Below are 12,557 nucleotides of genomic sequence, written 5' to 3'. Positions count from 1 at the left end.
CAGCTAAATCCCCGCCGCTTTAAGCGCCTGATCCATGTCTTCGACCAGATCGGCGATGTCTTCGAGGCCGACATTGATCCGCAGCAGGCCTTCGGTCACGCCCATATCGGCGCGGGCTTCTTCGGTCATGCCGGCGTGGGTGGATGATGCCGGGTGGCACATCAGGCTGCGCGCGTCACCGATATTGTTGGAGATATCGATCAGCGCGAGCGCATCGAGCACCGCAAAGGCGCGCGCGCGGGTGCCGACGTCGAGCGCGAAGATCGGGCCGGTCGCATCCATCTGCGCCTTGGCAAGGGCGCGGCGCGGATGACTCGGCAGGCCGGGGTGGAGCAGGTGCCCGCCCGCCTTGGTTACGCGCGGTTCAAGGAATTCGCCCAATGCCACCGCCTGCTCGGATTGCTTGAAGGCGCGCAGGGGCAGCGTCTCCAGCCCCTTCATTACCACCCATGCATTGAACGCCGACAGCGTCGGCCCGGTGTTGCGCTGAAACGGCAGCAGCACATCGTCAATCCATTGCTGCGATCCGCAAATCGCACCCGCCAGCACCCGCCCCTGCCCGTCCATCAGCTTGGTCGCGGAATAGGCCACCACGTCCGCGCCGAACTCCATCGGGCGCTGCAACACCGGCGAGGCAAAGGCGTTGTCCACCACGCTGGTGATCCCATGCGCGCGCGCCACCCCGCAGACATGCGCGAGATCAACGATATCGAGCGTCGGATTGGCAGGCGTTTCAAAGAAGAACACCTTGGTGTTGGGCCGGATCGCGGCCTCCCACGCGGCATTATCGGCGCTGTCGATGACGGTGGTTTCGATCCCGAACCTGGGCAGCAGAGTATCGACCAGCCAGCGGCAGCTTCCAAACGCAGCCCGGGCGGAAACCACGTGATCGCCTGCGGAAAGCTGACACAGCAAAGCCGCCGTCATCGCCGCCATGCCGCTCGCCTGCGTACGGCAAGCCTCGGCCCCCTCCATCAGCGCAATTCGTTCCTCCAGCATCGCCACAGTGGGGTTTTGCAGGCGCGAATAGGTCATGCCGGCCGCATCGCCCGCGAACCTGTCGGCCACGGTCTGCGCATCGTCATAGGTATAGCCAGAGGTGAGGAACAGCGCCTCACTCGTTTCGCCATGCTCGCTGCGCCAGGTGCCGCCGCGCAGCGCCTTGGTGGCGGGGCGCCAGTTGGCGGTTGCGGCGCGATCCATTCCGGTGGTCTTTTTCATGCGCCGCTGCTTAGGGCCGCAAAAGCCCGCTCGCAAGCAGGCCGTCATGCGCAGTGTCACCGTGATCGATGGCGCCGAGCATCAGCGTGCCTTCGATCAACGTCAGCAGATAGCGTGCGCCGCCCTTGGGATCGGGATCGTCGGCGGGCATCTGGGTTTCCAGCCAGCCGAGCAGTTCATCCATCATCGCGCGGGCGGCTGTGCGGTAACTGGCTATCCCGCGCACCGCGCCCGCGACGATTTCCCACCACAGCGCCAGGAACGGCTGCATGGCCGGTGCATCCCCCTGCGCCAGAATGCGGGCGACAACCTCACCGCGGCTGGCCGCGCGCGCGCTGCCCATCGCCGCATCAAGCGCGGCGGCATAGACTTGCGCAATATGCCCGAGCAGATCGGCCATCAGCGCTTCCTTGCTGCCAAAGTGATAGAGCAGCATCCGGTCGGATGTCCCCGCCGCACGGGCCAGCGGGCGCAGGCTCGCCTGACCCAGCCCATGCGTGAGAACATGCGCGGCGAGCAGCGGTAACAGGCTATCTCTGGTCATTGGCGGCTTTTTGGCAGGTTCGTTCATAAGGCACTTGTAGCGGTTGCTACACCTTGCTACAAGCCTGTGTAGCAAGTGCTACATTTATCGGAGACGCCACCATGGATATTTCCTTCACCCCTTATGTCGCCCTGTTTGCAGGCGGACTTGTCGCCGCGCTGATCGCGGTCGTCTGGGTGCTCACCAAGCGGCAAACCATCGGCAGCCCGGCAATCGCGGCGGCGTTATGCGGCGGATTTGCCGCCTATACCGGCGTCACCATCTGGGCCGAGGGGGTCATGCCAGCGCTGGTCAACCACACCAGCAACCTGTGGGGTGTGCAGGTATGGTGGGATCTGCTGATCTCGCTCACCATCGCGCTGTTCCTGATTGTGCCGCGCGCGCGCGCTGCGGGGATGAACGTGCCTTTGTGGACGCTGTTCATTGTCGCCACCGCCAGCATCGGCCTTGCCGCGATGTGCGCGCGGTTGTTCTGGCTCGAACGCCAAGCTGCTGCGCGCGCCGCATAATCCTCCTTGCCCTCGGCCAAGGCGCTGCTTAATCGCAAGAACCATGGCCGAGGCGCGCGCGTCCCTTTCTGCTGACACCGCCGCGCCGGCGCATCCGCGCGATCCGCTGGCGTGGGTTGCCGCGATCACCGCCGCCTTTGCAATGCTGGCAGGCTGGCGGTTGGCGGTCCCGTCAATCCCCGTGTTTGACGAGGTGCATTACATCCCCGCCGCGCGCGAATTGCTGAGCCTGTTCAACGGCGGGTTCGGCGATTACCTCAACCCCGAACACCCGATGTTGGGCAAACATCTGATTGCGCTGGGCATGGCTATGTTTGGCGATAGCCCGCTGGGGTGGCGGATCATGCCGCTTGCCTTCGGCACGCTGGCGCTGTTCGCATCGATGCGGGCGCTGTGGCACGCCAGCGAAGACCGGTTCGCTTGCATCGCGTTCGGGGTGTTGCTCGCCACCGGGTTTCACCTGTTCATCCAGTCACGCATCGCCATGCTCGATGTGTTCATGGCGGCGTTTCTGGCGGTGGCGGCGTGGCAGTTTGCAGGGGCAATCCGTCAGCCGGAAACCGGCCGCTGGCGGCTGGCGCTGACCGGAATTGCGCTGGGCTGCGCGATGGCGGCAAAATGGAACGCGGTGCCGCTGGCGATGCTTCCGGGGCTGGTATTCTTCGCCGCGCGCATTTCAGCCGGGCGGCGGCGGCTGTTCCTCTCACGTCGCGGTGCGCCGGTGCCGGGGATGACGCTGGTTGAGGCGTTTGTGTGGCTCGGCATTGTGCCGCTCGTGATCTATGCGCTGACATTTGTGCCGGGCTACTGGCTGGGCGATACCTTGCGCCCTTCTCCGCTGGCGCAGCACGGGTTGATCGGGTTGCACCGCGAGATCCTCGGCTTGCAACAACAGGTGCTTACGCCGCACACCTATCAGAGCAATTGGCAGCAATGGGTGCTGAACACGCGCGGGATCTGGTATCTTTACGAGGTCGTCGACGGGGCGCAGCGCGGGGTGCTGTTAATCGGCAATCCGCTCACCATGCTGCTCGGCCTGCCCGCGTTGGCGTGGTGTCTGGTGATCGGCGTGTGGCGCGGCGATTGGGCGCGGCTGGGCGTGGTGATCGGCTATGCCGCCGCGCTCGGCCTGTGGCTGATCGCGCCCAAGCCGGTGCAGTTCTATTACCACTATTTCGTGCCGGGGTTCTTCCTGCTCGGCGCGCTGGCACTGGCGCTGTCAGACCTGCGCCGGGCCGGTTGGGGCAAATGGCTGGCGTGGGGGACACTGGCGGCATCGGCGGGGCTGTTCGCGCTGTTCTACAAAGTGCTTGGCGCGGCTCCGCTGGAAGGCGCGATGAGTTTCGCCAAGTGGGCGTGGTTGATGGGGTGGAGATGATGAACCCCACCTTCGTCATTGCGAGCCGCAGGCGAAGCAATCCAGAGCGTTGAGCGCGACGCTCTGGATTGCTTCGTCGCTGCGCTCCTCGCAATGACGAGAATTACTCAAAACCTACCCCACACGAAGCGGCTCGACAGGGCGTAGTTCCACACCGACCCGACCAATATCCCCGCCAGTGCGGCGAGCGCCCACAGCACGCCCTGCGCTTCCAGAAAAGTCGCCACCGCGACATTGGCGAAGGCACCCACGGCGCAGGTGGCGCAGAAACCCAGCCAGCCGCGCAGCACCCGCCCCCAACCCTTCAACCGCTTGTCCCGGTAGGTCAGCCAGTTGTTGAGCCAGAAGTTGAAGCTCATCGCCACCAGCACCGCGCCCGTTTGCGCCAGTGCAAAGCCTTCGCCCATCACAAACAACAACGCGGAGAGCACGGCGAAATGCACCACCACGCCCAGCGCGCCGACCGTTCCAAACAGCGCAAAGCGGGTGGGGATCACTTGCCCCAAAGTTTTGTCATACAACCCGGCGAGGAAATCGAGCAGCACCGCACGGTCAAGCTTGCTTGTCCCTGAAAGGCGCGCGGCGAATTGCAGCGGAAACTCTTTCACCCGCATCGGCGTATCAGCGGTGGCCAGCAGGTCGAGCAGAATCTTGAACCCGATGCCTGACAGGCGCGGCACCAATGCGCGCGCGCGGGCGGTTTGCAGCATGAAATAACCGCTCATCGGGTCGGTCAGTTCAACCCCGGTGAGTTTGCGCGCGAGGCGGTTGGCGAAGGCGGAGAGGCGCTCGCGTTCGGGCGCGGCCCAATCGGCTGTGCTGGCTCCGGGGGCGAATCGGCTGGCGACGGCGATATCCGCGTCCCCCGCCTTCAACGCCGCCAGCATCGCGGGCAGCAGCGCCGGGTCGTGCTGATGGTCGGCGTCCATCACTGCCACATAGGGCGCGGCGGTGGCGCAAAATCCCTCAATCGCGGCGCTCGCCAACCCGCGCCGCCCGATCCGCTGGATCACCCGCACGCGCGGGTCGGTCTGCGCCAGCGCACGGGCCTCATCCGCCGTGCCATCGCGGCTGTCGTCATCGACGATGATGACTTCCCAGCCCTGCGCGCCCAGCGCATCCGCGATCCGATCGACCAGCGGGGCGAGATTGCCGCGCTCGTTCAAGGTCGGCAGGATGATCGCGAGGTCAAGCGGCATGGTGTCAGAGGCGCGCGCGCACCGCCTCCCCGATGGCGACGGTGCCGTGGCTGCCGCCCAGATCACCGCCGAGGAACCCGTCCGCCAATGCTGCTGAGACGGCAGCCTCGATCCGCGCAGCCTCAGCCTCACGCCCAAACGAATGGCGCAGCATCATCGCGGCTGACAGGATCGTTGCCATCGGATTGGCCTTACCCTGCCCGGCGATATCCGGCGCGCTGCCGTGGATCGGTTCATACAGGCCAAAGGTGCCATGCGCTGTCTGCCGCTCCCCCAGCGATGCACTCGGCAACAGCCCGATGGAGCCGACCGCCGCGCTCGCCAGATCGGAGAGAATATCACCAAACAGGTTGCCCGTCAGCACCACACCGAACCGATCCGGATGGCTAACCAGCTGCATCGCGGCATTATCAACATACATGTGATCGAGCGGCACGCCCGGATATTCCGCCGCAACCTCCACCACCACATCGCGCCACAACTGGCTGGTTTCCAGCACATTGGCCTTATCCACGCTGGTGAGCGGATGCCCGCTCGCCGCCGCCGCGCGGAACGCGACATGGGCGATGCGGCGCACTTCGTTGTCGGCATAGGACATCGCGTCCCAGCCTTCACGCTCGCCCGCATCATTGATGCGCTGGCCCTTGGCGCCGAAATAGACATCGCCGGTCAGCTCGCGCACGATCAGCAGATCGAGGCTGGCGGCAATATCGGCGCGCAGCGGGGAGAGATGCTCCAGCCCAGCAAACACCCGCGCCGGGCGCAGGTTGGCGAACAGGCCCAAGTGCTTGCGCAACCCCAGGATCGCCTGTTCGGGCCGCAAGTGCCGATCGAGCGCGTCGCAATCGGGATCGCCCACCGCGCCGAACAGGATGGCATCCGCCGCGCGCACCATGTCGAGCGTTTCTTGCGGCAGCGGGTGGCCGTGGCGCTTATAGGCGATCCCGCCGACATCGCCTGTGAACAATGTCAGCTCCGGCAGCGCAAGGCTTTCAAGCACCGCGACCGCCTCTGCCGTCACTTCAGGGCCGATCCCGTCGCCGGGCAGAACTGCGATTTTCACTGGGTTGATCCCTTTACACCATGCGCGCCAACCGTTCGGTCAGCAATTTCCGCGCGGCCATAACATCGCCTTTGCGCCCTGCAAGCAGGTAGTGCGCGAGCAGGCCTTCCATCGCGGCCAGCGCCTGCATCTGCGCCGACCAATCGCCGCCATTGTCAGGCGGCCCGCCGCCATAGCCCAATTCGCGCAGCAACAGCGTTTCATAGGCGATCAACCCGCTCACCCACCCACGCGCCGAGGGCGCATGGGCGACCGCATCCAGCAGCGCGTCGAGCGCATCATACAGCCCCGGATAGGCATTGCGTTCGGGCAGCGCGGCGGCGGTCAGCCCGCACACCCACTGGATTGCAGCGGCGGGCAGCGGCTCGGTCATCAAGGCGGCGCGCGAATGTTCGAGTTCCAGCCGCGCAAACGGCAATTGGCTGGCGGCGCGGGTGATGAGGTCAAGCGCGACGCGGTTGCCCGGCACCATCACCGCGCGCATCTGACGCCCGCGCCCGCCCGCGACATAACCCGCGACCAACCCGGCCTCAGCGGTCAGCAGGCGCGCAATCGCACCCGTCTCCCCCTGCGGGCGGCTGGCGAGCAGAATCGCGGGTGCGCGCAGGTTCATGCCTGCGACCCGGCGGTTATTTCCTGGTGGATTTGGCTTCCAGCGCAGCCAGCCGCGCCTCAAGCGCATCGGCCTGTTCACGCGCCTTTTGCGCCATCGCCTTGACCGTGTCGAATTCTTCGCGGCTGACGAAATCGATCCCGCCAAACGCTTCGCGCATCCGTTCCCGCGCGCTATCGCGAGCCTCGCGGGTCATGCCCGCCATCGTCCCGGCGGCGCTGTTGGCGATTTTGACAAGGTCGGCGATGATCGGGTTCTGGCTTTGCATGACAGGTTATTTGGCGATTGGGCGGCGTATTGTCCAGTGGGTGGGCGCCTAGAATTGCACCCGCGTTTGCGCGCCGCCATCCCCGCGTGCGCCGCCATCGGGATTCACCGCGATGAACTGATAATTGAGCACACCTGCAAAACACAGCCACGCCAGATAGGGCAGCAGCAACCACACGGCCCCGCGCCGCACCCGCCAGATCAGCGCCAGCGCGATCAGCAGCAAAACCACCGAGCCTGCGATCACATAGAGCGCGGACTGCATGTCCTGCATCCCGAAAAACACCGTGGTCCAGCTTTGCGTCACCAGGAACTGCACCGCGAACGCGATCAGCGCGATGCCCCGCCCGCGCGCGCCCCACGCGCTCGCCACCAGCGCCAAAGCCAGCCCGATCATGATGAACAGCGCTGTCCAGACGATACCGAAAGCCGCTGGCGGGGGGTAAATTGCGGGCTTCACCAACCCGGCAAACCACGCCGTGTCAGGCCCCGCCACGCGGCCAGCGACAAAGCCGATCAACAGCACCAGCGGCACCAGAAACAGCGCCCAGCGCAAAAAACTGGCGCGCAATTGTGCTTTGGAAGCAAGGACGTTCATGAATTCCCCTCGTACCGCGAGCGCGCAGCGATTCTGCCCGCCAACCCGTTTCCTGCGCGATAACAGAGCCAGCGCGCCGCGCCAACTTATCCCGTCCGCCCCGCCCCTTAATGGTGCACCGGGCCGGGTGGCGCACCTTTGCTCGGATCAATATTCGGCCAAATGGACTATTCCAGCGCGCTAAGACGCTGACGCATCACGCGCTGGAAATGCTCAGGTGCCGCACGGGCTTATACCAAAGCCCGATGAGGCGGGCCTCATCGAACTTTGGTAAACCCCCGCCGGGCAGCGATCAGGAATTCGACATTGCCTTGCGGGCCGGTAATCGGGCTTTCCACGATGCCTGAAATATCCCAGCCAAGCCCTTCGATCCATTCACGAACCTCTGCGCAAACCCGCGCGTGCAAAGCAGGGTCGCGCACCACCCCGCCCTTGCCCACTTCATCGCGCCCGACCTCAAACTGCGGCTTGATCAGCGCGACCAGCTGGCATGGCGTGGCGGCGAGTTTCAGCGGCACGTCGAGCACCTTGGCGAGGCTGATGAAGCTGGCATCGCATACCACCCAATCGCAGGGCCGGTCGATCAGCTGCGGCGTCAGGATTCGCGCGCTGGTCTGTTCGAGCACAGTCACACGCGGGTCTTCGCGCAGCCGCCACGCCAGCTGGTTGGTGCCGCTGTCGACCGCAAAGACGTGATCCGCGCCGTGCGATAGCAGCACATCGGTAAACCCGCCGGTGGAGGAACCAATATCCATCGCGGTCGCGCCCGCCGGGTCGAGGCCGAAATGTTCGAGCGCGTGGGCCAGCTTGACCCCCCCGCGGCTGACCCATGGATGATCGCGCCCGCGCACGTCGAGCGCCGCGTCCTCGGCAATCTGCTGCCCCGGCTTGTCAATCTTCGCCTCACCCACGAACACCAGCCCCGCCATCACCAGCGCCTGCGCCCGCGCGCGGCTTTCCGCCAGCCCACGATCAACCAACAGTTGATCGACGCGGCGCTTTTGCGGCTTTGCGGGACGAGTGGAGTTTTCAGGCATGGACAAGCGCGGGCTGTAGCGCGCAAAGTGAGCGGATGAAAGCTGCTGTCCCCGTTCTCGTTTCCGCCCTGATGCTGACCGCCTGCGTTCCGGCCAGCACCGCGCCTGCATCGGCCCCTGCGCCTGAACCCGTAGCGCGCCCTGCGCCTGTTCCCGTCGCACCGCCGCCGGAAATTCAATCTCCAGCCTATGACAACTGGATGGATGCGCCGGCCTCAGCCGGTGACTGGCGCTACACCGCACAAGGCGGACGTAGCGAGGCGACCTTTTGGGGGCCGGGTGAACGCCCGATGATGCGGCTGCGCTGCCCGGCGGATCGGCGCGGCGTCATCCTGTCGCTGCCCGAAAGCGGATCGCCGCGCCCGCTAGTCACCATCCGCACCGAAACCACCACCCGCACCCTTACCATGCAGCCCGCCGGGGGTGAGGTGATCCTTGCGCTCAGTGCAAATGACGCGCTGCTCGATGCAATGGCGCTCAGCAAGGGGCGGTTTGCGGTAGAGGCGACCGGCCTGCCCGCGCTGATCGTGCCGTCTTGGGCCGAAGTAACTCGGGTGATCGAGGATTGCAGGTAGCCTTTGTTGCGAACCCGCCTCCGCAGGTTCGTCCTCGGCGCTGCTCCTTCGCTGCGCTACGGGCCCCTGCGGGCGGGCAGTCGCCCTTGCGGGCCCTGAGGGCCCGGTGCCGGAGCCAGCCATGAGCCGAGCCGGGCCTCAGGCCCGCGAGCGCAAGCGCGCGAGCCGCAGGCGCTCCGCCGCACGGCGGCGGTAGTAGCGCCGAGGATGTCCGCGCGGAGGCGCGGACACACACAAGAACTCCCGATTCTATACGTTAATATCCACAGGCCCATGCACAGCCTGTCCACAGGCAACGCCGCAACGAAAAAACGCCCGAGGTGTCCCTCAGGCGCCCATGCCGCAGCGGAAAATCAGTATGACGTGGGAAAAGTTAAATACAAGTCTTGTCCTTGTCACGTCCATGATTCACATATGCACCTGAGGCCAGCGGCGAACGCGGCTCTCGGCCCCCGGTGATGCGGCGGGTCTGGCTCACAAGCGCGAAAGGAGGTGATCCGATGTCTCATGGTTCAGTAGCGAGGTCGGTGAAGATCCCTACGGAGCATACTCGGTAATTCTCTGGCCGAGTAAGGCTTCGTGAGCGGCACTTCCGGCCGCTGACCATGCAAAGGGCAGTTCCCCGACAGGTGGAGCTGCCCTTTTCATTTGAGTTTTTTGTGTTTCGAACCCGCCTCCGCGGGTTCGTCCTCGGCGCGTTTCTGCCGCTGCGCGGCAGAGCACCTGCGGGCGCGCGGCCGCGCTTGCGGGCCTGCAGCCCGTTCTGGTCCTCCCCTTCAGGGGAGGGGGACCATCCGTAGGATGGTGGAGGGGCGAGCGATGGTGATGCTCCCAACACACATCTTGCCCAAATCCCCGCGCAGGATTAGGCGCAAATCATGCAGTTCACCCGCACGCCCCACCCCGCGCCTACGCCCGATGACATCCGCGCCGTAAGGATCGCCGATCCGGGCTTTGGAACCGTGTTCACCGATCACATGGTAGTGGTCGACTATGACGAAGCCTTGGGCGGCTGGCAGACGCCGACCATCGGCCCGCGCGGCCCGATCAGCCTCGATCCTGCCGCCAGCGTGCTGCATTACGCGCAGGAAATCTTTGAAGGCATGAAAGCCTATGCCCACGCCGACGGCGGGCTCGCGCTGTTCCGGCCCGAAGCCAACGCGGCGCGGTTCAACGCCAGCGCGCGGCGCATGGCGATGCCCGAAATCCCCGAAGAACTGTTCCTCGCCGCAGTGCGCGAAGCGGTGGTGGCCGACGCCGCCTGGCTGCCACCGGTTGATGGCGGCGCGCTCTACATCCGCCCCTTCATGTTCGCGTCCGAAGCCTTCCTCGGCGTGCGGCCCGCGCGGCAATACAAGTTTATTGTGATCCTCAGCGCCGTCGGCAATTACTTCAAAAAGGGCGTGAACCCGGTCAAAATCTGGGTCGCGCAGAGTTACACCCGCGCAGCCCCCGGCGGTACCGGGGCGGCCAAGACCGGCGGGAATTATGCCGCCAGCCTCGTTCCGCAGGCCGAAGCGACCGCGCAAGGCTGCGATCAGGTGGTGTTCCTCGACGCGATCGAACACCGCTGGGTTGAGGAGTTGGGCGGGATGAACCTGTTCTTCGTCCGGTCGGATGGCAGCGTCATCACCCCGCCGCTGACCGGCACGATCCTGCCCGGCATCACCCGCGATTCGCTGATCGCGATGCTGCGCGAAGAAGGGCTGGAGGTGCGCGAGGAGCCTTATTCGATCGACCAGTGGCGCGAAGAGGCCGAAAACGGCACCCTGCTCGAAACGATGGCCTGCGGCACTGCGGCGGTTGTCACCCCGGTTGGCACAGTCGCCTCACACGCAGGCGAGTTCCACATCGGCGCGGGCGGGATCGGGCAGATGACGGCGAAAATGCGCGAACGGCTGGTCGGCATCCAGAACGGCCAGATCGCCGACACGCATGGCTGGGTGATGCGGGTTTGATCCAAGTCGCCGCGCTCTACAAGTTCACGCCCTTCCCCGATCCCGAAGCCTTGCGTGCGCCGCTATTCGCCGCTTGCGAGGCGCATGGCATCAAGGGCACGTTGCTGCTCGCCCGCGAAGGGATTAACGGCACCATTGCGGGCACCGACAATGCGCTGGCTTCGGTGCTTGGGGCTATCCGGGCGCTGCCGGGTTGCGCTGACCTCGACGTGAAATACTCCGCCGCGCCTGAAATGCCGTTCCACCGCATGAAAGTGCGGGTGAAGCGCGAAATCGTGACGATGGGCGAGCCGGACATCGACCCCACGCTCGCCGTCGGCCACTATGTCGATCCGCATGACTGGAACGCGTTGATCGCTGACCCTGATACGGTTCTGATCGACACCCGCAATGATTACGAAGTCGCGGTCGGCACCTTTGCGGGCGCGGTCGATCCGCAGACGCCCAGTTTCCGCGATTTCCCCGCGTGGTTCCGCGCTCACCGCGACGAATTGCTCGATGGCAAGAGGAAGGTAGCGATGTTCTGCACCGGGGGCATCCGCTGCGAAAAATCGACCAGCTTCCTGCGGGCAGAAGGCGTGGAGGAGGTTTACCACCTCAAGGGCGGCATTCTGAAGTATCTCGAACACATCCCTGAAACGCAAAGCCTGTGGCAAGGCGAATGCTTCGTGTTTGATGAGCGGGTGACGGTGCGCCACGGGCTGGAACCGGGATCATACGCGCTGTGCCGCGCCTGCCGCCGCCCGCTTGACGCTGCTGCGCTGGCCCATCCCGATTACGAGGACGGGGTCAGCTGCCCTGCCTGCATCGACGAACGCACCCCCGAACAGCGCGCCGGTTACGCCGAACGCCAACGGCAGGAGGCGCTGGCCAAGGCACGCGGCGAAGTGCATGTCGGCGCGGTGCTTCCGCCGAAGCCGTGACCAAAATCCCTACCCTCTATTCCTTCCGCCGCTGCCCCTATGCGATGCGGGCGCGCATGGCGTTATGGGTGGCGGGGATTGCGGTGGAATTGCGCGAGGTGAAACTCGCTGCCAAGCCGCCAGAACTCATCGCAGCATCGCCGAAAGCGACCGTGCCGGTGCTGGTGTTGCCTGACTCCACCGTGATCGACGAAAGCCTCGCGATCATGCGCTGGGCTTTGGCGCAGCACGATCCCGAACACTGGCTGGCGGGCGATGATGCGGCGCTGATCGCGCGCAATGACGGGGCGTTCAAACACCATCTCGACCGCTACAAATATCCGCACCGCTATCCCGATGAGACAGCCGGCGATGAGGCCACATTCCGCCTTGATCATCGCACGCATGGCTTGTCGGTGTTGCTTGATCTCGATGCGCGTCTTGGCATGAGCGCCTATCTGATTGGTGATCGCCCCACCCTTACCGACATCGCGCTGTTCCCGTTCATCCGGCAATTTGCCAACACCGATCGCGACTGGTTCGATGCGCAGGGACTGCCGCATATGCAGGAATGGCTGGAACGACACCTCGCCTCCCCCCTGTTCGCCGCCATCATGCCCAAATTCGCGCCGTGGCGAAGCGGCGACACGCCGATCCGCTTCGGGCCGTAGAAATCCCGCACCGCAGCAATTT

At 65.1% G+C, this 12,557-nt stretch carries 14 protein-coding genes; 6 read left to right on the top strand and 8 right to left on the bottom strand.

All coding sequences use genetic code 11. The features are described from left to right. Window positions 1-3 precede the first annotated feature (3 nt). Together ABIE62_RS01460 and ABIE62_RS01455 are read right to left on the bottom strand one after the other, a co-directional pair. Complete coding sequence (locus ABIE62_RS01460; RefSeq protein WP_354322922.1) at window positions 4-1,221, bottom strand: trans-sulfuration enzyme family protein; 1,218 nt, start codon at window positions 1,219-1,221, stop codon at window positions 4-6. 10 nt (window positions 1,222-1,231) lie between these two features. After that, a complete protein-coding gene (locus ABIE62_RS01455; protein ID WP_354322921.1) occupies window positions 1,232-1,765 on the bottom strand; it encodes a TetR/AcrR family transcriptional regulator in 534 nt (177 codons plus the stop codon). Window positions 1,766-1,866: 101 nt separating this feature from the next. On the opposite strand from ABIE62_RS01455, the gene ABIE62_RS01450 reads away from it, so the two are divergent. Beyond that, window positions 1,867-2,274, top strand: a complete 408-nt coding sequence (locus ABIE62_RS01450) for a hypothetical protein (RefSeq protein WP_354322919.1) — start codon at window positions 1,867-1,869, stop codon at window positions 2,272-2,274. A gap of 43 nt (window positions 2,275-2,317) precedes the next feature. Beyond that, entirely contained in the window at window positions 2,318-3,652 is a 1,335-nt protein-coding gene (locus ABIE62_RS01445; RefSeq protein WP_354322917.1) for a phospholipid carrier-dependent glycosyltransferase, read from the top strand. Window positions 3,653-3,759: 107 nt separating this feature from the next. Here ABIE62_RS01445 and ABIE62_RS01440 read toward each other — a convergent pair whose 3' ends face one another. The 6 genes from ABIE62_RS01440 to ABIE62_RS01415 all read right to left on the bottom strand — a co-directional run bounded on the left by ABIE62_RS01440 (window position 3,760) and on the right by ABIE62_RS01415 (window position 8,429). Further along, window positions 3,760-4,851, bottom strand: coding sequence for a glycosyltransferase (locus ABIE62_RS01440; protein WP_354322915.1), 1,092 nt, complete (start codon window positions 4,849-4,851; stop codon window positions 3,760-3,762). A 4-nt stretch (window positions 4,852-4,855) separates the two neighbouring features. Next, complete coding sequence (gene leuB / locus ABIE62_RS01435; protein ID WP_354322914.1) at window positions 4,856-5,914, bottom strand: 3-isopropylmalate dehydrogenase; 1,059 nt, start codon at window positions 5,912-5,914, stop codon at window positions 4,856-4,858. A gap of 13 nt (window positions 5,915-5,927) precedes the next feature. Beyond that, entirely contained in the window at window positions 5,928-6,527 is a 600-nt protein-coding gene (gene recO, locus ABIE62_RS01430; protein ID WP_354322912.1) for a DNA repair protein RecO, read from the bottom strand. 16 nt (window positions 6,528-6,543) lie between these two features. Next, window positions 6,544-6,795, bottom strand: a complete 252-nt coding sequence (locus ABIE62_RS01425) for an accessory factor UbiK family protein (RefSeq protein ID WP_354322911.1) — start codon at window positions 6,793-6,795, stop codon at window positions 6,544-6,546. 48 nt (window positions 6,796-6,843) lie between these two features. Continuing rightward, a complete protein-coding gene (locus ABIE62_RS01420; protein ID WP_354322909.1) occupies window positions 6,844-7,392 on the bottom strand; it encodes a TspO/MBR family protein in 549 nt (182 codons plus the stop codon). A gap of 257 nt (window positions 7,393-7,649) precedes the next feature. After that, entirely contained in the window at window positions 7,650-8,429 is a 780-nt protein-coding gene (locus ABIE62_RS01415; protein ID WP_354322907.1) for a TlyA family RNA methyltransferase, read from the bottom strand. Window positions 8,430-8,464: 35 nt separating this feature from the next. On the opposite strand from ABIE62_RS01415, the gene ABIE62_RS01410 reads away from it, so the two are divergent. The 4 genes from ABIE62_RS01410 to ABIE62_RS01395 all read left to right on the top strand — a co-directional run bounded on the left by ABIE62_RS01410 (window position 8,465) and on the right by ABIE62_RS01395 (window position 12,535). Next, complete coding sequence (locus ABIE62_RS01410; RefSeq protein ID WP_354322905.1) at window positions 8,465-9,004, top strand: hypothetical protein; 540 nt, start codon at window positions 8,465-8,467, stop codon at window positions 9,002-9,004. An 878-nt stretch (window positions 9,005-9,882) separates the two neighbouring features. Further along, entirely contained in the window at window positions 9,883-10,962 is a 1,080-nt protein-coding gene (locus ABIE62_RS01405; RefSeq protein WP_354322904.1) for a branched-chain amino acid aminotransferase, read from the top strand. Then, window positions 10,959-11,885 (top strand): oxygen-dependent tRNA uridine(34) hydroxylase TrhO, encoded by a 927-nt coding sequence (gene trhO / locus ABIE62_RS01400; RefSeq protein WP_354322903.1) that lies wholly within the window; start codon window positions 10,959-10,961, stop codon window positions 11,883-11,885. The genes ABIE62_RS01405 and trhO overlap by 4 nt, the downstream gene beginning before the upstream one ends. Then, a complete protein-coding gene (locus tag ABIE62_RS01395) occupies window positions 11,882-12,535 on the top strand; it encodes a glutathione S-transferase (protein ID WP_354322901.1) in 654 nt (217 codons plus the stop codon). Before trhO ends, ABIE62_RS01395 begins: the two co-directional genes overlap by 4 nt. Window positions 12,536-12,557: the final 22 nt, after the last annotated feature.

The organism is Porphyrobacter sp. MBR-155, assembly GCF_040547625.1.
GTDB lineage: Bacteria > Pseudomonadota > Alphaproteobacteria > Sphingomonadales > Sphingomonadaceae > Erythrobacter.
The sequence above is the reverse complement of the archived record's forward strand: the minus strand, read 5'-3'. Positions and strand labels throughout refer to the sequence as shown.